Genomic DNA, 20,252 nt, shown 5'->3' on the forward strand with positions numbered 1-20,252 from the left:
ACCGGATTCGGCATCTTATCCGATTTGTCGCGTGAATAACATGTAATGACGTAACCGTACATCATTAATGTGTACTTTTATCACAATTTTAACTATAATTACCATGTTTTTTATCACTAACTTTTTTCTTTAATCCGTGCCATGCACGGATTGTTGTATACGTTCAAATTGAGAAGTCTTATGGAAATTTTACACGGTGCTCCGGCTCTTTCTGAATTCCGTACCAAAAAGCTTTTATCCGGTTTTGCGGAAAAGGGATTAAAGATCAATTCCGTATATGCGGAATACGTTCATTTTGCCAATGTCAGTGCTCCTTTAACCGAACAGGAAAGAGACGTACTGGTTAAGCTCTTAACTTACGGTCCACATATTAATGAAAGTGAAACCAAGGGTACTCTTTACGTGGTTACTCCACGCCTGGGAACCATTTCTCCATGGTCATCAAAGGCTACCGATATTGCCCATAACTGTGCATTATCAAAGATCATCAGACTCGAAAGAGGTATTGCCTACTACATTGAAGGTGAAAGCAGCGGCTGCGCTGATGAAATTCTGCCTCTGATTCATGACCGCATGATGGAGCAGGTGTTTACCAATCTTAACGATGCCGAACAGCTTTTCGGTACCCAGGATCCTAAGCCTCTTGTTTCAGTTGACATTTTAGGACAGGGCAAGGCCGCTCTTGAAAAGGCAAACGTTGAACTCGGTCTGGCACTTTCCGATGACGAAATGGATTATCTGGTAAAGAGCTTTACCGCTCTCGGCCGTAATCCTAACGACGTTGAACTTTACATGTTTGCCCAGGCAAACTCCGAACACTGCCGTCATAAGGTGTTCAATGCAGACTGGGTAATCGACGGTGTTCCTCAGGAAAAGTCTTTATTCAAGATGATAAAGAACACCTATGAAAAGAATCACGATTACGTGCTGAGTGCCTATAAGGACAACGCAGCCGTAATGGAAGGTTCCGTTGCAGGCAGATTCTTCCCGGATCCTGAAAGCCACACCTACAGCTTCCATCAGGAACCTATTCAGATTTTAATGAAGGTTGAAACTCACAATCATCCTACCGCCATTTCTCCATACCCTGGTGCAGCTACCGGTTCAGGCGGTGAAATCCGTGACGAAGGTGCAACCGGTGTGGGTTCAAAGCCAAAGGCAGGTATGTGCGGTTTCAGCGTGTCAAACCTCCGTATTCCTGGATTTGAACAGCCTTGGGAAACCGACTTCGGTAAGCCAAACCGTATTGACAGCGCTCTGGACATCATGATTGACGGTCCTCTGGGAGCTGCAGGCTTCAACAACGAATTCGGCCGTCCTAACATCAACGGTTACTTCAGAACCTATGAAGAATCAGTAGACAGCCATAACGGTCGTGAAATCCGCGGCTATCACAAGCCTATCATGCTTGCAGGCGGTCTCGGTAACATCAGAAACGAACACATTCAGAAGGGCGTTATTCCTGTAGGTGCCAAGCTTATTGTTCTCGGCGGTCCTGCAATGAATATCGGTCTCGGTGGCGGTGCCGCATCATCAATGACCAGCGGTCAGTCAGCCGAGGATCTGGATTTCGCATCTGTACAGCGTGACAACCCTGAAATGGAACGCCGTTGTCAGGAAGTTATCGACGTGTGCTGGCAGATGGGTGAGAACAATCCTATCCTCTTTATTCACGACGTTGGTGCCGGCGGTCTTTCAAACGCTCTCCCTGAACTCGTAAATGACGGTAACCGCGGCGGTATCTTTGAACTGCGCAAGGTTCCAAACGATGAACCAGGCATGTCTCCGTACGAACTCTGGTGTAACGAATCTCAGGAACGTTATGTTCTTGCCGTAAGTGCCGAACAGTACGAAACCTTTGAAAAGATCTGTAAGCGTGAACGTGCAAACTTCGCCGTAGTGGGTACCGCTACCGAAGAACGCCGTCTGGTTCTGAACGATGAACACTTTAACAACAAGCCTATCGACCTTCCTCTTGACGTGCTTCTCGGAAAGCCTCCTCGCATGCACAAGAATGTTAAGACCTTAAAGGCTGAAGGTAAGAAGCTTGATCTCGAAGGCGTAACTCCGAAGGCTGCCGCAGAACGCATTCTGCGTCTCCCTGCAGTTGCGGAAAAGACCTTCCTCATCACCATCGGTGACAGAACCGTAACCGGTCTCGTAACCCGTGACCAGATGGTGGGTCCATGGCAGGTTCCTGTTGCAGACTGCGGTGTAACCGCGGCTTCATACGACACCTACTATGGTGAAGCAATGGCAATGGGTGAAAGAACTCCTGTTGCACTTCTTGACTATGCCGCTTCCGCACGCATGGCCGTAGCTGAATCAATCACCAACATTGCTGCCGCATACATTGGTGACATCGAAAGAGTTAAGCTGTCTGCAAACTGGATGGCTGCTGCCGGTCACCCTGGTGAAGACGCCGGTTTATATGCCGCCGTTAAGGCAGTAGGTGAAGAGCTCTGTCCTGCTCTCGGCATTACCGTACCTGTAGGTAAGGATTCAATGTCAATGAAGACCAAGTGGACTCAGGACGGTGAAGATCGTGAAATTACCGCACCTCTGTCACTCATCATCAGTTCATTTGCCCGTGTTGAGGACGTACGTTTAACCAAGACTCCTCAGTTAAGAACTGACCTCGGTGAATCAAGTCTCGTATTCATCGATCTTGGTAACGGCAGAAACCGTCTCGGCGGTTCAGCACTGGCTCAGGTTTACAAGCAGCTCGGTGACGAAACTCCTGATGTTAACAGCGCTTCACAGCTCAAGGGCTTCTTTGAGGCAATTCAGTTCCTCAATAAGAAGGGCTATATCATGGCTTACCATGATAAGTCAGACGGCGGTTTATTCACTACCATCGCTGAAATGGCGTTCGCAGGTCATACCGGTGTTACCGTAGATCTCGACACCTTAGGCAGTGACGACCTTGCAGTTCTCTTTAACGAAGAACTCGGTGCCGTAATCCAGGTAAGAAAGGAACATGTTGAAGATGTTCAGAACATTCTTTCAGGTCACGGCCTTGCCAACAATATCTTTACCATCGGTACCCTCAACGGTGACGATCGTATCGTGTTCAGAAGAAACGGTGCTGACGTTATCAATGAAACCAGAACCTACTTCCGTTCAATCTGGGCTGAAACCACTTACCACATGCAGGCTCTCAGAGATAATCCTGCCTGTGCCGCAAGTGAATTCAAGGCTAAGTCAGATGACAAGGATCCTGGTCTCAACGTTAAGCTTACATTTGATGTTAACGAAGACGTTGCGGCTCCTTACATCGCCAAGGGCGTGGCTCCTAAGATTGCAATTCTCCGTGAAGAAGGCGTTAACTCACAGGGCGAAATGGCTGCCGCATTCAACCGTGCAGGCTTTGAATGTATCGACGTTCACATGTCAGACATTCTGAATGCCCGCGTTACCCTTAAGGATTTCAATGCTCTCGCTGCATGCGGCGGTTTCTCCTACGGTGACGTTCTCGGTGCAGGTGAAGGCTGGGCCAAGTCCATCCTCTTCAATGCCCGTGCCCGTGATGAATTTGAATCATTCTTCAAGCGCAATGACACCCTGGCTTTAGGTATCTGTAACGGCTGTCAGATGATGTCAAACTTAAGGGACATCATTCCTGGTGCTGAATTATGGCCTCGTTTCGTACGTAACGAATCAGAAAGATTTGAAGCAAGATTCAGTCTGGTTGAAATCCAGAAGTCTCCTTCACTCTTCTTCTCCGACATGGCCGGCTCACACATGCCAATCGCCGTATCTCACGGTGAAGGCCGTTCAGAATACCGTGATGCCGCACACCTCAGACAGGTTTCAGAAAGCGGTCTTGTAGCCGTACGTTACATTGATAACTACGGTAACGTAACTGAACGTTATCCTGCAAACCCTAACGGTTCACCTGAAGGTATTACCGGTCTCACCACCACTGACGGTCGTGTAACCATCATGATGCCTCATCCTGAACGCAGCATGAGAACCGTGTCAAACAGCTGGCATCCTGATGACTGGGGTGAAGGCAGTGCCTGGTTGAGAGCATTCAGAAACGCACGTAAGGCATTAGGCTAACCGCGGGTTTTTCTTAAATGTTTATGCCGTGCTTTCCCGTCTGGGAAAGTACGGTATCAGGAAATAAAGAAAAAGTGTCATACCGGAAGGTATGACACTTTTTTATGTGTGAATAACTTTTTAAACTTTTCTCAGTTCCGGACGGGTAACGGCATTAAACCCCTGGGTTACCTGCCGGTCTCGTTCGCTCCTTTACAGCCGGACTGATTTCCTAATCTGCAGGCCTTAGCGAAATATTCCCGGGCTCTGGCATTGTCCTTTGCCGTTCCGAGACCGTACTTGTATGTGACGGCGACTTTAAGGCAGCCTTTGTCATTATTCAGTCCGCAGGCTTTTTCGGCATAATGTAAAATTTTATCCGTATCCTTTGTCTCGAAATAATACTGTGCCAGATTGTCACAGCCTTTGCCGTCGTTAAGGGAGCAGGCCTTTTCAAAATAGTTTGCCGCAGTGGACAAATCCCTGCTGACGCCATTGCCCTGAGCGTACATGTATCCGATGTTTATGCAGGCCGGGGCATAATTCATATTACAGGATTTTTCGTGGTATGATTCAGCCATGCCGTAGTTTTGTACTGTTCCCCGGCCTGTTTCGTACTGAAGTCCAAGCAGAAAACAACTTTTGGCGTCATCATGTCTGCACCCGGATTCATTGTAAGGTAAGGCTCCTTTGTAATCATTTTTATCAATGAGGTCTTTAGCTTTCGCAAGACACTCACTAACGTCGTTACAGACTTCTTCGGCAGGAGCGTGTTCTTTGGCGAGGGCGTTTACGCCAAAGGCAGGTGATATGAGTGCTGCCAGAAATGACATCACGAGCACAAGATGTTTTTTGTCGTTCATTTAAGTGTTTCTCAGGTGTTTTGGTAAACGCATTGTACGTCGGTCCGTACGGAAAACCGTAACCGCTGACGTAAAAGCATTAAATCACATTTTGCCGGTACCGTGCAAGATTGCCGGGATTTGGGCATAAAAAAACCTGAATGCCGGAGCATTCAGGTTTTTGAGTTTAATAAAGCGGATGAGTCATCGCATTAGGCAATGTTTCTGAACTTTCTGCGGTGAGGCTTAACAGCTTCTTCACCATAGGTCTTAACCTTCCATTCTTCATATTCGGTAAAGTTACCGTCGAAGAAGGTGATCTTGCCGTCATCCTGATAGTCCAGAATGTGGGTGGCAATACGGTCAAGGAACCATCTGTCGTGTGATATTACCATTGCGGATCCCGGGAATTCCAGAAGAGCGTTTTCCAGAGCACGCAGGGTTTCAACGTCCAGGTCATTGGTAGGTTCGTCGAGGAGCAGAAGGTTACCGCCGGCCTGTAACAGCTTGGCAAGATGCAGTCTGCCTCTTTCACCGCCTGACAGGTCACCGACACGCTTCTGCTGATCGGTACCCTTGAAGTTGAAGCGGCCAATGTAGGCACGGCTTGGGATTTCATAGTTGCCGATGCGGAGAATGTCCTGTCCCTGAGAGATTTCCTCGTAAACGGTCTTTTTGTTGTCCATGCTGTCGCGGAACTGACCCACGTCAGCCACAACCACGGTTTCACCGAGGGTGATGGTACCTGAGTCCGGCTTTTCGCTGCCGGTGATCATTCTGAACAGGGTGGACTTACCGGCACCGTTGGCACCGATGATACCGACAATGGCTCCCTTAGGTACGGTGAAGCTCAGATCATTGATGAGTGTTCTGCCTTCATAGCCCTTGGTGAGGTTGGTAACCTCGAGAACCTTGTCGCCGAGTCTTGGTCCAGGCGGAATGAACAGTTCGTTGGTTTCATTACGCTTCTGGTAGTCAACGCTGTTGAGTTCTTCAAAGCGGGCCAGACGGGCCTTTGATTTTGCGTGTCTGCCCTTAGGAGACTGTCTAACCCATTCAAGTTCCTTCTGAATTGACTTCTGACGGGCATTTTCGCTTGCCTGTTCATGGGCAAGACGGGCTTCCTTCTGTTCCAGCCATGAAGAGTAGTTGCCTTCCCAAGGAATACCTTCGCCGCGGTCAAGTTCCAGAATCCAGCCTGCTACGTTATCAAGGAAGTAACGGTCGTGGGTAATGGCTACAACGGTGCCGGAGTACTGGTTGAGGAAGTTTTCCAGCCATGCTACGGATTCGGCATCAAGATGGTTTGTAGGTTCGTCAAGAAGCAGCATGTCAGGATGTTCAAGAAGAAGACGGCATAAGGCCACACGTCTTCTTTCACCACCTGAAAGAACCTTGATTTTGGCATCCGGATCAGGAAGTCTCAGAGCGTCGGCAGCCTGTTCGATCTGGTTGTCGATATTGTGTCCGTCTCCGGCCTGAATAATTGCTTCGAGTTCAGCCTGTTCAGCCGCCAATGCATCAAAATCGGCATCAGGATCGGCATAAGCCGCATAAACTTCGTCAAGACGGGTAAGTGCTCTCTTTACGTCACCGAGAGCTTCTTCTACTGTTTCTTTTACTGTTTTTTCAGGATCGAGCTGCGGTTCCTGAGGAAGATAACCGATTTTAATTCCCGGCTGAGGACGGGCTTCACCTTCAATGTCGGTATCGATACCGGCCATGATTTTTAAAAGGGTGGATTTACCGGCACCGTTAAGACCCAGAACACCGATTTTGGCACCTGGGAAAAACGATAGGGAAATATCTTTTAAAATGTGTCGCTTAGGCGGTACGATCTTGCCTACGCGGTTCATTGTATAGATGAATTGTGCCATATTTTTCCTATGGGTTGGTTAATGAAATTTTGAGCGTATTTTACCATAAAGAGCTTTTTTCCTCCATATCGTATGAGTCTTATTGACATACATGAAGCCGTTAACTCATGAAGGGAATGCTGAAAGATGTGATGATTGTGAACAACCGTCTTTTTGACAAATAATAAAGCGGGGTGCGTTTTTGCTGCCATGCGCACCCCGCTTTGAAAAATGGAGAATTTATTGCCCGAAAGGTTATTCCACAAAAAGATTTTCTTCCGAATAAAGTACGGCCTTGCCTGCAATCTTTACCCTGTTGCCACGGATTCCGGTGTACAGAACGCCGGATCTTTTTGATGCCTGAAAACAGGTGAGTTCCTTTCTTCCGAAACGTGAACACCAATACGGAGTAATCATGCAGTGGGTACTTCCGGTTACCGGGTCTTCCGGAATATTCAGCTTAGGTGCGAAAACCCTGCTTACGCAGTCATATTCACTGCAGTCCGATGGAGCCGTAACAGCTGTTAACAATCCATCTAGCTGATTCAGTCTGTGAAGATCCGGTGTAAGGTTTCTGACTGATTTGGCATCAGGAAGAACAAGAAGAAGATCCCTGTCTATGTACGCTTCAAGCGGTGTGACGCCAAGAGCCGCCGTCATTTCGTCGGTTACGGGGATTTTTTTGAGGTTATATGCCGGAAAATCCATTTCATAGATGTCGCCGTTACGTTTTACCGTAAGTTCACCGACCATGGAGGTGAATGTTACCGATGAACTGAATTTTTCCTGATAGTTAAGAATGACAAATGAAGTGCCGAGAGTGGCATGACCGCAGAAATCAATTTCTCCGCCCGGAGTGAACCAGCGTAAACGGTAGGAGGTGCCCTCCTTTACGGCAAATGCGGTTTCGGAAAAATTGTTCTCAGTTGCAATATTCTGCATCAGCGCATCATCCGGCCAGTCATTCATTACGCACACGGCGGCCTGATTGCCGTTGAACAGGTGTTCGGTAAATGCATCAACGACAAACTGCTTCATGGTAATCTCCTGTTAGGGTAACGCTTATGTACAATATAAAACGCAGATTGGGAGCCTTCAAGATTTATGTCGTTTTGGCAGTTGATTTATTGATATGTTTCATTACGGAATGTATGTCTTCGTATGTGAATAAAGCTTTTTCATTGTGTCTTATTCACGTTTCACCGGAGATATCAGACATGTGTCCCGTAAGGTAACAGTACATTGATAATTGGAAAAGGTAATATTCAAAAACACAAGTCCCTCTCTTAACCAACTTTAATAAGAGAGGGACGGTTCCGATTCGGTTAGATTTTTGGAGTTGGATTTCTTTTGCCTGAAGACTCACTCGGGAGTGGTATTTCAGGTCTTGAATTTGTCTTGTTCAATGAAATCATAGCAAATACCTCAATATTAAATTCATTAGCTTAATACCGGGTGCTTATTTGCTGTGCTTTAGGAATTCTGTTTAAGCACGCCGGTATTGCCTGTACAACATGTATGAACCATACATTAGCCCCGCGACTTATAATTCTGATTTTGGGTTTCTCGGGATTTTTGTTCAGGAATCTCAAACCTGATGGGTAGTCTTACTTAACGTAACTGAAGTGGTATTCACGAGTTACGGGAGCGTAAGCGCTGCCTTCATTCTTCTTCATAAAGTATCTCATTTTAAATACCTCTCTGTGTTAACAAAAACTTCCGGTTCTTACGGCTTACTTAACGTAACTGAAGTGATATTCACGGGTTACAGGTGCGTAAGCGTTGCTTTCATTCTTCTTCATAAAGTATCTCATTTTAAATACCTCTCTGTGTGTTAACAAAAACCGTCTGATGACCTAAGCTTACTTAACGTAACTGAAGTGATATTCACGGGTTACTGGAGCGTAAGCATTGTTTTCATTCTTCTTCATAAAGTATCTCATTTTTAATACCTCACTGTTAGTTAACAAAAACTTCCGGTTGACTTACCTTACTTTACTTGACGTAGCTGAAGTAATATTCACGGGTTACTGGAGCGTATGTCTTGCTTTCACTGTTCTTTAAAAAGTATCTCATTTTATTTTCCTTCCTGGATGTCGTTGACGATGATTCGGTGTTATGTCTTACTTAACGTAACTGAAGTGATATTCACGGGTTACCGGAGCGTAAGCATTGTTTTCATTCTTCTTTAAAAAGTATCTCATTTTTTATTTCCTCATATCTGTTATCTTTTTTTTCGAGCTCTTTTCCTTAGCTCTTGAGTATATGATAGTGATAATAATCACGTTTTACAAGTAAAAACATTAAAAAACTTTCAAAAAGTTTCATGAAAACATTTACATTTGCATGAAAATATTTTCATAGGCATGCGTATTTTTTATAAAACCCTAAAAATATGAGATTGATATCTAAAATTAGAGTGTTTGGTAAGCAAAATGTTAATTTTGATAATGTAATAAACTTTCATAATCATGAAAGTTTTACATAAAATAGTGGTGTGAGATGTCAGAAGCGGATAATCTGATCTGCATGGTGACATGAAGGGGGAGGATACATGGCGGTAAACCCGGTTTTTCCCTTATATGCGTCCGGAATAACGTGAATTTGGCGGAAGAATAACCGGTGACAGAGTGCGTTTACAGGGGAATGAAGCCTGTTTTACGCATAGGTATGAGTCTGAAGTCAGCGCACGGCGCGTATTTTGTTCAGGATGTCGGCTGACCCGGAATCATGAAGCCGCGAGCCTTCAAGAGCATAACGTTCGGCTTCATCCATTCTGCCGTTAAGAAAATAAAGACGGCTGAGATTGCCGTAGGCCTCAGGATGACGCAGGGCTACGGCTCTCAGCAGAAGCTCTTCGGCTTCCTTAAAGCTTTCTCTGTCTGTCGGGTCTGCAAGTGTCAGCAGGTTGGCGGTTTTCACCAGTGAAAGAGGCTGGTTGAGCTGTACTCCCTTGCGGTAAAGCCTGTGGGCCCCGATTATGTCAGAGTCCTGACTGATGAGACAGTCTCCGAGATATGCGTATATGTCATGCTTCTCATAATGAAGTTCATATGCGGATCTGAAGGCGGAGCAGGCACTTTTTATTTCCGCACCGGACGTTAAGCCCGTATTCGCTCCGTTTATAATGGATTTTCCGAGATTGTAAAAGCCTTCTGCCGAGCCGTTGTCTGCAGCCTTTCGGAAATATTCGGCTGCCATGTCATGATTTTCGGGAATCAGAGTTCCGTCAGTCAGCAGGGTTCCCAGATGATTAAGTGCTTCGTTGCTGCCGTGTTCCGCAGCCTCGGTCAGATATGAAATACCTTTTGCGGAATCATTCATGTCACCGGTGCCGTTAAGATAAATAAGTGCAAGCTGATACAGTGCCGCGCGACTTCCCTTTGCGGCGGCCGTCCGGTACAGGTTAACGGCAGTATCGGAATCACCATTATCATAAAGGATACCGGCAAGCAGAACTTCAGTCCTTCCGTATTCATCCTCCGGCAGAGCTTTCAGCAGTCTGATTTTTTCGGAAGTGTCGGCTTCGGCAATGTCACGATAGGGCGGTATATTCCAGAATTTATCCGCACTGTCTTCTTCCGGAGACAGAGAACGTGATTTGCCGTCGGCACTTTCAAAATGTCTTATGTACCTGTCTGAACCTTCCTCATGAATAATAAATTTCTGATCCTGGGTTATCTGTACGGCATAATGAATGATTGAGGCCGGATAAAAAACTGATTCCCTGATTCTTATTTCTATTGCGGCTATGTCTGTGTTTCGGGTTATTTCTGTTCCAGTGTCAAAACCCGATACCCTGATGCCTTCAATGAACAAACCGCCGTAATCTTCGGCAGAAGGAAAGAAGGAGTTTAATGATCTGCCGCCGTTTCTGCACAGCGAAGCATTAACGGTTTTACGGTCATAAACGCATTTTTCAAGTTCATGAAGGATTTCATCAGTTTTTTTCCTGATTGTGCTTTTTACATATGTCTTCTGAAGGCTTGAACAGGCGTAAGCGGTCAGACCGATACATGCGGCAGCGGCTGAAGTCAGCAGACATATTACGAGGATTTTCTTGAAAGGCATGGATAATCCGGAGGTCTCTTTCCGATTCTTCCTTTCAGTGTTTTTAGATTTTGAACTGCCGTAATCATCCATGTGATTCTTCCTGCCGTGGACTTGTCATGTTTATGTGGAAGGCCTGCTTATTTTTCGGCGGCATTATATCAGATATCCGTTTTTATAAAAAACTACTGCCGTGAGGGGAGGTGAAAAAGAATAAGTCTTACCGTTTCCCTTGCTGCCTTAAAAAGAAAGGCCTGAGCACTGCTCAGGCCTTTGAAGCTAATTTACTTGATTCACATCAGGTATTAAGCACACCATCCGAAGAACTTTGAAGCGTAGATAACTAACGCAGCAAGAGAGAAGATGACAGCCAGACCGTAGAGAACATAGTGATGAACACGGGTAGTGTGAATGCACAGATCATGGAGACCATGATAAATTCTGTGGAAACCGTGCCACATGGATGCTGATACGATTACGAATAAAGCACCGGCACCCCACCAGGTCTTAGCAATGGCAGCGAGCTTAAAGCAGTCAACACCAAAGCCCTGAAGAATCATAAGGGTTAAGATTGCAGGTAATGCAAAAGCGATAACCATACCGCCAAAACCGAACAAACCCCAGTAAATTGGTTCATCTGAACGACGAGTAGACATTTATGGCTCTCCTTTACACTAAACAAACACAGGCTACAACGATAACCGCAAAGGCAACAGCCGCACCGATCCATTCTGCTGAAATGATAAGCTTAGCAGGAATGAGCTTGGTGTCGGTAGGCTTCTTGGTTGCAAACATGCGAACAGCCTTAGGCATCAGATTGAACCATGTAATGGTGTGGTACATAACTGAAGCTAAAGACAGAATGTTTACTAAAATCACTAAAGGATTCTTCAGGAATGCAACGATTGATTCCTGTGACATGCAGCTTAAAACCAAAAGTTCAAGAGCAACTACAACAGCTAATACAGCGGTAGCTTCACGAATCATATAAGCGATATAGAAACCGCGATCGGTCCACCAGTTAGCCTTTACAGGACGAACGTATGGCTTACGATATGACTTTACATTGTTTTCCATTATTCTTCCTCACCTGGCTTGAACATCTTAATTACATAGTCGATGGCACTTGCCTTCTTGCCGAGCTGAATTGCTGAGGCAGGGTCAACGTGCTTTGGACATACCTGTGAACAGTAACCAACGAAAGTACAGCTCCAAACACCTTCATCAAGGCTTAAGAGCTTCATACGTTCTGCAGCACCTGCGTCACGGCTGTCGATGTTGTAACGATAAGCCAGAGTTAAGGCAGCAGGTCCGATGAAGTTCTTGTTCAGCTTGTACTGTGGGCATGCTGCATAGCAGATACCGCAGTTGATACACTGAGCGAACTGGAGGTAGCTGGTCATCTGCTGAGGAGTCTGAATATAACCTTCGGTTAAAGGCTTGTTTTCATCTTCCTTAGATGGGATGATGTAAGGCTTGATACGTTCAAGCTTTTCGATAAAGTCTGAAATATCAACAACCAGGTCGCGTTCGATAGGGAAGTTGGCCAGCGGTTCAATCTTCATTGACTTACCGGCGTAATCTCTTAAGAAGGTCTTACAGGCAAGCTTAGGTACACCGTTAACCATCATACCGCAGGAACCGCAAACGGCCATACGGCATGACCAGCGGAAGCTGAGTTCAGGTTCCAGGAAGTCCTTGATGTAGTTGAGAGCTTCAAGTAAAGAGGTTTCCTTTCTGTAAGGAACTTCGAAATCCTGAAGATACGGTTCTTTATCTGTTTCAGGGCGATAACGTGAAACAGAAATTTTCATGATCTGATTTTCTGACATTACTTGGCTGCCTCCTGTTGTCTCTTCTTTTCAGCATCTTCCGCAGCTGCGCCGTATACACGTTCTGCAGGCTTGAAGCGGGTGATCTTAACATCGCTGTAGCTGATGGTTGGAACATCGTCGCCGTTCTTGAATGCGAGAGTGTGCTTTAAGAAGTTTACGTCGTCACGCTTCTTGTATGCGCCGTCCGGACCGTCAAGACGCTGGTGAGAACCGCGTGATTCCTTACGGTTGATGGCTGAGTTAGCCATACATTCGGCAACATCAAGAGTGTAACCAAGTTCGATGGCGTTAAGGAATTCAGTGTTGAATACACGGCCTGAAGTATCCTTGATCTTGATGTTCTTGTAACGCTTCTGAAGAGCCTTGAGGGTATCAATGGTCTTCTGCATTGATTCTTCTTCACGGTAGATACCAACGCCTTCTTCCATTGAGTCGCCCATTTCATGACGAATCTTTGAACAGCTTTCGGTGCCGGTGCTGTCTTCAAACAGTCTGGTTGCCTTGAGAACAATTTCTTCAGCCTGCTTGGTGAGGTTTGCTTCATTACCGAACTGAACGCTCTTAGCGTAGTTTGCAGCTTCGATACCTGCAACCTTACCGAATACGATGGTTTCAACGAGTGAGTTTGAACCGAGACGGTTTGCACCGTGAATACCTACGGAAGCACATTCACCTGCTGCGTATAAGCCCGGCTTGCGGGTTGCGGTCTTACCGTCGGTTTCGATACCACCCATGGTGTAGTGAACTACCGGACGGATAGGTACAGGAGATTCTGCAGGATCCACGCCGGCGTAAGCCATGGCGAGTTCACAGATGAGTGGGAGACGTTCATGGAGGTAGTCACGGCCTAAGTGTCTCAGGTCGAGGTGAACGGCATCGCCTAACGGAGTCTTGATGGTTCTGCCCTTCTTCTGTTCGTTCCAGAATGCCTGTGAAACGCGGTCACGAGGACCAAGTTCCATGTACTTGTTCTTTGGCTGTCCTACAGGGGTTTCAGGGCCGAGACCGTAGTCCTGGAGGTAACGGTAGCCGTCCTTGTTTACGAGGATACCGCCTTCACCGCGGCAGCCTTCGGTCATTAATACGCCGCAACCGAGAAGACCGGTAGGGTGGTACTGAACGAATTCCATGTCGCGTAAAGGTACGCCGTGACGATAAGCAAGAGCCATACCGTCGCCGGTTACGATACCGCCGTTGGTGTTGAAGCTGTATGCACGGCCTGCACCGCCGGTAGCCAGAATAACTGACTTGGCAATGATGGTGCGGCATACACCGTTCTGAATGTCATAGGTTACAACACCCTTGATCTGACCGTCTTCTTCCAGAAGGTCGAGAACGAAGTGTTCGTCGAAACGCTGGATTGAAGGATACTTGATGGAGGTCTGGAATAAGGTGTGGAGCATGTGGAAGCCTGACTTGTCGGCAGCAAACCAGGTGCGAGGTACTTTCATACCGCCGAAACGACGTACGTTAACACGGCCGTCCGGCTTTCTGCTCCATGGGCAGCCCCAGTGTTCGAGCTGGAACAGTTCTTCAGTGGTGTGAGCCACGAAGTAGTCAACAACATCCTGTTCGCACAACCAATCACCACCGGCAACGGTGTCTTCAAAATGCTTTTCAAGGGTATCGTCTTCACCAATTACACCAGCAGCACCACCTTCTGCGGCCACGGTGTGGCTGCGCATTGGGTATACCTTGGAAATCAGTGCAATCTTGGTGGTAGGATCCTGTTCAGCAACAGCAATGGCTGCTCTGAGACCAGTACCACCCGCACCAACTATGGCGACGTCGGTCTTAATAATCTCCACGTTATTCTCCTAAAAAGGTACAAAATTAAAAAAGTAAAAAAGGGAAAAAAATAAGACAGTTTTTTTAAACTGACATGCTGTCTGATATTCTATCAAAAATCAGCTAAAAATTCTCACTTTTTTTCAAGTAAATTAATTCCCGCTAATGCGGACTGCGTGCGGGTTTTATGACACTTTTTGGTGCATGTCCGGAAGAATCTCCGTACAGCCGTGGACATGCTGACGGTTCACGGTTTTTAGTGTTTTAAAAAGCAGTAGGACATGCCGTAACGGCCGTCATCACGGACGGAAATTTTGGGAGATGTCAGAAAGAACGGCATATTCCGAACAGGATAATCCGCTGAAGTAAAAAAGGAACGTAACGGTTTGTTTACCGTTACGTTCCTGATTCCGTATTATGGCAGTCCGTTTGACTGCTTCCGGTTAACAGCGTTACTTATCTCAGCCGTTTTCGGTTTCGCTCTTTTCGTTTTCGATATCAGCAAGAGGTTCGCCGAATTTTACCGCCTTTCCGGATTCAATGCCTTCAACAAATGAAACGGCATCGCGGCCGAAGAGCAGGATTACGGTTGAGCCGAGGTAGAATTTACCCATTCTGTCGCCCTTGTTGAGGGTAATGTTCTGGTCTGAGTAGTCCCATACGGTCACTTCTCTGAGTCTGTTAGGAGATACCTCACCGTGCCATTCGGTTGAAATGCTGCCTACAATTGTAGCTCCGACGAGAACCATGGCCATCGGACCGGCAGGGGTGTCAAAAAGACAGACTGCTCTTTCATTCTTTGTAAAAAGTTCACTGATGGTTTTTACATAGGTAGGGTTGACGCTGTAGTATTTGCCCGGAACAAACACCATTTTTCTGAGGGTGCCGTCAATCGGCATGTGAATACAGTGGTAATTGGCAGGGGACAGGTAAATGCATATGAATTTACCGTCATTAAATGCTTCGGCATCCGAGTCATTTCCGCCTATAAGGGATCTGAAGCTGTAATCCTGGCCTTTGGCTGCCACGATTCTTCCGTAGGTTATGTCTCCGAATTCCGCAACGGTTCCGTCAACAGGCATGCACAGTCTGTTTTCTTCGGGACATACCGGTCTGGCGCCGTCCTTAAGTGCACGGGTGAAGAATTCGTTAAAGGTTTTGTATTCCTCCGGCTTCTCCTTCTGTGCTTCACTCATGTCAATTTTGTATTTTTTGATGAACTGAGTAATGGCCCAGGTGGTAAGACCTCCCAGTTCGTTGCGTGCCAGAACGCCGGCAAGTCTGGTAAGCAGATATTTCGGTGTCAGGCGGTGTATAAGAGTCATAACTGATTCGTTCATTTTACTGTTTCCTTGTTTTTTTACCGGGAGAACTGAAACTTGATGGTGCATTCTGCTGCATTGATTCAATTATACGGTGATAGTTGTTAAAGCGGAATTCCGCAATTTCAGAATTTTTCACTGCCTCAACAACGGCACACCCAGGGTCGTTGAGATGTTTGCAGTCCCTGAATTTGCAGTACGGGGTTTTTTCCAGAAATTCAGGGTACCCCCTGATAACCTCTTCAGGAGACAGGTGCCAGAGTCCGAATTCACGTATCCCCGGGGAGTCAATGATGGTAGTGTTCTCCGGCAGGTGGTAGAGGCGCGAACTTGTGGTGGTATGCTGACCGAGTCCCGAAATATCGGATATGCTGTTTGTGGATGCGTTTGCTTCCGGGATAATCGTGTTTATGATGGAGGATTTCCCCACGCCGGACTGACCTACGAGAATGGTCGTTTCACCTTTGATTATTTCCCTGAGGCTGTCAACGCCTTCTCCGGTTCTAGTGCTTATCCACAGCGATTCATAGCCTATTTTTCTGTAGGTCTCCAGAATGATGTCGGTTTTCTCTCTTTCCTCCGGAGTGAACAGATCGCTCTTGTTTACAATGATGACGGGTTTTACGCCGCAGTGAATGCAGGCGATAAGATATCTGTCAATAATGTTTGTGGAGAATTCAGGCTGGTTGGTGCTGACTATTAGTATTCTGGTTATGTTGGCAGCCACTGGCTTGACGCCGTCATAATAGTCCGGACGGCTCAGAAGACTGGAGCGTGGTTTAAGTGTTTCCACAAGACCATTCTGTCCTGCGGCATCCTTTATGCTGATTCTGAACAGAACCCTGTCTCCAGTAGTGAGGCCTTCAACGGTTCTTCTGATGTAGCATCTGTGAACGGACAGATCGGCATCGTTTTCCACGTCGGCCTGTTTGCCGTAGCGGCTGATGACCGTTCCTTCAAGAAGCGGACCGAGAGATGAATCGTCAGGCAGCTGCTCTTCCGTTGTTTTCAGCAACCGTTCGTGTCTGGCCTTGATGTTTCTGGCCTGTCTTGCAGTTATTTTGTTTTTTGCCATTAATTATGGTAAATCCTGTATATGAATTTAACTTCCTTTAATTTACGGAATATTTTACTTCATTTTGTGTTGGAAACGGAAACAAAGCCGATAAAGATTGCTGATTATCGGTTATTCCGTCATTCATGTTTGGTGTTTCAATACTGAGAATGGCATTGTCGGCGGTTTTTTGAATGTGTCTGGTTAAAAAATGTATATTTAAAAGAAAATTTGCATTATTTATCAAAAAAATGTTGCAAGACTCCGAAATACAGGTATAATGCACCTGTTTTTCAGCGGGAATAACTCAGTTGGTAGAGTGCAACCTTGCCAAGGTTGATGTCGCGAGTTCGAGCCTCGTTTCCCGCTCCAAAATCGCAGCATATGTTTGATGCGGGAATAACTCAGTTGGTAGAGTGCAACCTTGCCAAGGTTGATGTCGCGAGTTCGAGCCTCGTTTCCCTGATGTCGCGAGTTCGAGCCTCGTTTCCCGCTCCAAAATCTCTGAAAATCACCGATACATGATTAAATATTGCAGTATATCGTACTGTGCTAATGTTTTTTTGTTTTCCGTTATTACATGTAATGTTAAGTATCCATGACTGCCAAGGTTTTTAATTTCAGATCCTTTTCAATAAAACGTGAAAAATCAGGCATGAAACTGAGCACGGATGCCGTGCTTCTCGGTGCCTGGACGGCAGATCTCCTGCAGAATGAGAATCCGTTAAGGATTCTGGACATCGGCACGGGAACCGGCATTCTGGCCCTGATAGCGGCTCAGTTTTTCGAGAGAGCCTGCGTTGATGCGATAGATTCCGATGACGGTGCGGTTTTTGATGCCGGGATTAATTTTTCTGAAAGTCCGTACGCCGACAGGCTGCGTCTTATGAAGGCGGACGTCAGAAATTTCTGCCGGAAAACAGGTGCAGGTAATAATGGTTTACATGAAGGTCAGTCTTTCGCAGGAAAAAACATTATTCCGGAAAAAGTGACCGATCATGACAGTGTCGGGATATATGATCTTATCATCTGCAATCCTCCTTATTTCGATTTCAGTGTGCCGCTGTCAAGTATTTCAAGACATAATGCGAGATGCAGTGACAGTCTTTCCGCTGCCGATTTGTTTGCGTCCGTAAGCCGTCTGATGACGGAATGCGGCAGGGCCTGCATAATTATCCCTTATGACAGGGAAAGTGATTATGTCAGAACGGCTCTGGACAATGGGCTTACTGTTCACAGATGCGTGAGGGTGAGTTCCAAAAAGGAAAAGTCACCGTATGTCACGTTACTCTGTTTTGTCAAAAAGTCTCAGTCAGATGCGGAAGCTTCTCCATGTAATGAAAGCTCAGCCGGTGATGCCGAAAACCGGTATCTTCTTGAGGACGACGGAAGCAGAAGCGAATTTTTCAGAAACATCACAAAGGAACTGTATCTCAAGTGACAGTTTCGTAAAGTGATCATATTATTTGTAATCGGAAGTATCATGTGAACAGTATTGATTCTGAAGGAGAACTGTCTTGAAAATTGAACATGTCGCCATGTATGTACACGATCCTGAAAAGGCCCGTGATTTTTTTGTGAAGTATTTTAACGGCAGGTCAAATGAAGGATATGTCAATCCGCGTACCGGCTTCAGATCATTTTTCATTACCTTTGATGACGGCGCCAGACTTGAGATTATGCAGAGGCCTGATATGACTGACAGTCCTGCCGATCTCTACCGTACCGGTTTTATTCACATTGCCTTTTCCGTCGGCAGCAGGGAGACTGTTGACAGCCTGACGGAGCGGCTGCGTAATGACGGATTTACGGTCGTAAGCGGCCCAAGAACCACCGGAGACGGATATTACGAAAGCTGTGTGGTTGCCGTGGAGGGTAATCAGGTGGAGATAACCGTGTAGGGTAATCAGGTGGAGATAACCGTGTAGGTCTGCCGTTTCCTGAATTGCATGATTGCAGCAGTCTGACTGTCAAAGATTGAGATTGTTATTACTAATTGAAACAATTGCTGTGGATAAAAGGCCAAAGGTAAATTATTATCTGAGAATATGTTTTCGGATTTCAGAAGGATGAATGTTTTATGTATAACAAGGATATGGGAAAATACAATACCGATTCCGGTTCTGCCAGAAAAAAGTCCGGCGGTTATGACAGTAAATATTCATCAAGAGGAGATTATAACAAACGCAGTTCCGGCGACGGTGAGTATGAAACCCGTGCAAAATCACGTAAAGCCGATGCGGGGGCTGAGTCATCCCTTTTTGGGAACATGAACGCATCTGCTGATGCGGCCAAAACGGAATCCGGAAGTCAGGAGGAAAAGCGTCGCAGTTATCAGGAAGCTGATGATTCTTTTTCTGATCTCAATGGGGAAAAGGACAACAGTTACGGAAGTGACGGTAACACAGACTTTACATCATCATCTTCTTCTACCTCTTCCTCTTCTACCTCTTCCTCTACTTTTACATCGACATTTTCTTCAACATCCTCATCTTCGACATCCGCATCATCATCTTCTTCCTTTTCTTCCACCTCTTCCGTAAATGCGGACGGAGGTGTGAACAACCCGCAGACAACAGTAGTGACATCGGTAAATATTTCCGATTCTTTTGAAAACGGAGATGGCATATACGGCAGAACCCAGAACGGTGAAAGCTTTTGTTACGCAGGTCCAGGAACTGCAGGAAGCATGAAGGCGTTTAATGCCGCGGCAGAGGCAAGAAACTGTTCCGGCCTTATGGTTGTGGCCCTTGTTCTTCATATAGTTGGCATGTTTATCATGTTTCTTTCACTGTTCGCTTTGATCTGCACATTCATAGCCGTTACAAAGGTTAAAAAATTTTTCTCGGCCGTGAACTGTACGGAAGGCCTTCAGATGGCTAAAAAAGTATGGAATCTGGTTCTTGGACTGTTTTGCGGCGGTTTCGGCCTGGTGTTCTTTCTTTTTGTGTGTGTCGGGGTTAGTTCGGATAACAGTGAAGGTGGCCCACTGGTGATGCTGACTGTTTTTGTAATTGTTGCCTTGATGTTCGGCTGGGTGATCGGGAGTGTGTACCTTCTTTACATGTGGATAAAAATAAAGGAGCAGCTGAAACGGTATATGTAACGTGTTTCAGGCAAACGTTAACGACGGCATGAGACGTCGCTCAAAATATGGCCGGTAAAACGGCCGTTTCCTTTTTTACGGCCGACGGGCTGTCAGGAACCGTATTTTTCAGAATATTTCATTCCTTTTCTTTTTTTTATATGTCCTTAAAATGAGATCTCTCACATATATTTGTAAATTGAATAAAGTCAGTCATTGAAAAAATGCGGAGCATAACATATTTAAAATATAGCATTCAGATTTTCAGAACGTAAGGCACTTGTGGCAGGCAGTCGTTAAATCTGGTCAATAGAAGTGTGCGCTGGCCCATTACTGACAAATTATGCTAAGACAAACAGCATGTATTCCTGTAAAA

General features: G+C 46.1%; 14 protein-coding genes and 2 tRNA genes. 6 read left to right on the forward strand and 10 right to left on the reverse strand.

Annotated features, from left to right (window positions below; genetic code table 11):
- Positions 1-180: 180 nt before the first annotated feature.
- A complete protein-coding gene (gene purL, locus QZU58_RS02745) occupies positions 181-4,065 on the forward strand; it encodes a phosphoribosylformylglycinamidine synthase (protein WP_294494613.1) in 3,885 nt (1,294 codons plus the stop codon).
- A 167-nt stretch (positions 4,066-4,232) separates the two neighbouring features.
- Here purL and QZU58_RS02750 read toward each other — a convergent pair whose 3' ends face one another.
- From QZU58_RS02750 to rsgA, 10 genes are all read right to left on the reverse strand, one after another.
- Positions 4,233-4,907, reverse strand: coding sequence for a tetratricopeptide repeat protein (locus QZU58_RS02750; RefSeq protein ID WP_294494616.1), 675 nt, complete (start codon positions 4,905-4,907; stop codon positions 4,233-4,235).
- Positions 4,908-5,098: 191 nt separating this feature from the next.
- The gene (gene ettA, locus QZU58_RS02755) at positions 5,099-6,763 is read right to left on the reverse strand and encodes an energy-dependent translational throttle protein EttA (protein WP_294460576.1); all 1,665 of its coding nucleotides are present in this window, start codon (positions 6,761-6,763) and stop codon (positions 5,099-5,101) included.
- 234 nt (positions 6,764-6,997) lie between these two features.
- Positions 6,998-7,780: a PhzF family phenazine biosynthesis protein gene (locus QZU58_RS02760; RefSeq protein ID WP_294494619.1), complete on the reverse strand. Its 783-nt coding sequence runs from the start codon at positions 7,778-7,780 to the stop codon at positions 6,998-7,000.
- Positions 7,781-9,424: 1,644 nt separating this feature from the next.
- Complete coding sequence (locus QZU58_RS02765) at positions 9,425-10,813, reverse strand: tetratricopeptide repeat protein (protein ID WP_294494622.1); 1,389 nt, start codon at positions 10,811-10,813, stop codon at positions 9,425-9,427.
- 284 nt (positions 10,814-11,097) lie between these two features.
- Entirely contained in the window at positions 11,098-11,448 is a 351-nt protein-coding gene (gene frdD, locus QZU58_RS02770) for a fumarate reductase subunit FrdD (RefSeq protein ID WP_294494624.1), read from the reverse strand.
- A 13-nt stretch (positions 11,449-11,461) separates the two neighbouring features.
- Entirely contained in the window at positions 11,462-11,869 is a 408-nt protein-coding gene (locus tag QZU58_RS02775; RefSeq protein WP_294461111.1) for a fumarate reductase subunit C, read from the reverse strand.
- Entirely contained in the window at positions 11,869-12,624 is a 756-nt protein-coding gene (locus tag QZU58_RS02780) for a succinate dehydrogenase/fumarate reductase iron-sulfur subunit (RefSeq protein ID WP_294494627.1), read from the reverse strand. The genes QZU58_RS02775 and QZU58_RS02780 overlap by 1 nt, the downstream gene beginning before the upstream one ends.
- Positions 12,624-14,435, reverse strand: a complete 1,812-nt coding sequence (gene frdA, locus QZU58_RS02785) for a fumarate reductase (quinol) flavoprotein subunit (RefSeq protein ID WP_294461106.1) — start codon at positions 14,433-14,435, stop codon at positions 12,624-12,626. The genes QZU58_RS02780 and frdA overlap by 1 nt, the downstream gene beginning before the upstream one ends.
- Positions 14,436-14,876: 441 nt before the next feature.
- On the reverse strand, positions 14,877-15,755 hold the full coding sequence (gene asd / locus QZU58_RS02790; RefSeq protein ID WP_294461103.1) for an archaetidylserine decarboxylase: 879 nt from the start codon (positions 15,753-15,755) through the stop codon (positions 14,877-14,879).
- A gap of 1 nt (position 15,756) precedes the next feature.
- Entirely contained in the window at positions 15,757-16,812 is a 1,056-nt protein-coding gene (rsgA, locus tag QZU58_RS02795; RefSeq protein WP_294494630.1) for a small ribosomal subunit biogenesis GTPase RsgA, read from the reverse strand.
- A 275-nt stretch (positions 16,813-17,087) separates the two neighbouring features.
- On the opposite strand from rsgA, the gene QZU58_RS02800 reads away from it, so the two are divergent.
- From QZU58_RS02800 to QZU58_RS02820, 5 genes are all read left to right on the forward strand, one after another.
- A tRNA-Gly gene (locus QZU58_RS02800) sits at positions 17,088-17,163 on the forward strand.
- A 21-nt stretch (positions 17,164-17,184) separates the two neighbouring features.
- A tRNA-Gly gene (locus QZU58_RS02805) sits at positions 17,185-17,289 on the forward strand.
- Between the two features lie 157 nt (positions 17,290-17,446).
- Complete coding sequence (locus QZU58_RS02810) at positions 17,447-18,232, forward strand: methyltransferase (RefSeq protein WP_294494633.1); 786 nt, start codon at positions 17,447-17,449, stop codon at positions 18,230-18,232.
- A gap of 76 nt (positions 18,233-18,308) precedes the next feature.
- Positions 18,309-18,692, forward strand: a complete 384-nt coding sequence (locus tag QZU58_RS02815) for a VOC family protein (RefSeq protein ID WP_294494635.1) — start codon at positions 18,309-18,311, stop codon at positions 18,690-18,692.
- Positions 18,693-18,871: 179 nt separating this feature from the next.
- Positions 18,872-19,897, forward strand: coding sequence for a hypothetical protein (locus QZU58_RS02820; protein ID WP_294494638.1), 1,026 nt, complete (start codon positions 18,872-18,874; stop codon positions 19,895-19,897).
- Positions 19,898-20,252: the final 355 nt, after the last annotated feature.

Source organism: uncultured Ruminobacter sp. (assembly GCA_902764345.1).
GTDB lineage: Bacteria > Pseudomonadota > Gammaproteobacteria > Enterobacterales > Succinivibrionaceae > Ruminobacter.

Coding starts and splice junctions, on each gene's coding strand:
- ettA (WP_294460576.1), bottom strand. CDS start 6,763: ATGGCACAATTCATCTATACAATGAACCGCGTAGGCAAGATCGTACCG.
- asd (WP_294461103.1), bottom strand. CDS start 15,755: ATGAACGAATCAGTTATGACTCTTATACACCGCCTGACACCGAAATAT.
- QZU58_RS02765 (WP_294494622.1), bottom strand. CDS start 10,813: ATGCCTTTCAAGAAAATCCTCGTAATATGTCTGCTGACTTCAGCCGCT.
- QZU58_RS02750 (WP_294494616.1), bottom strand. CDS start 4,907: ATGAACGACAAAAAACATCTTGTGCTCGTGATGTCATTTCTGGCAGCA.
- QZU58_RS02760 (WP_294494619.1), bottom strand. CDS start 7,780: ATGAAGCAGTTTGTCGTTGATGCATTTACCGAACACCTGTTCAACGGC.
- QZU58_RS02780 (WP_294494627.1), bottom strand. CDS start 12,624: ATGTCAGAAAATCAGATCATGAAAATTTCTGTTTCACGTTATCGCCCT.
- QZU58_RS02810 (WP_294494633.1), top strand. CDS start 17,447: ATGAAACTGAGCACGGATGCCGTGCTTCTCGGTGCCTGGACGGCAGAT.
- rsgA (WP_294494630.1), bottom strand. CDS start 16,812: ATGGCAAAAAACAAAATAACTGCAAGACAGGCCAGAAACATCAAGGCC.
- purL (WP_294494613.1), top strand. CDS start 181: ATGGAAATTTTACACGGTGCTCCGGCTCTTTCTGAATTCCGTACCAAA.
- frdD (WP_294494624.1), bottom strand. CDS start 11,448: ATGTCTACTCGTCGTTCAGATGAACCAATTTACTGGGGTTTGTTCGGT.
- QZU58_RS02775 (WP_294461111.1), bottom strand. CDS start 11,869: ATGGAAAACAATGTAAAGTCATATCGTAAGCCATACGTTCGTCCTGTA.
- QZU58_RS02820 (WP_294494638.1), top strand. CDS start 18,872: ATGTATAACAAGGATATGGGAAAATACAATACCGATTCCGGTTCTGCC.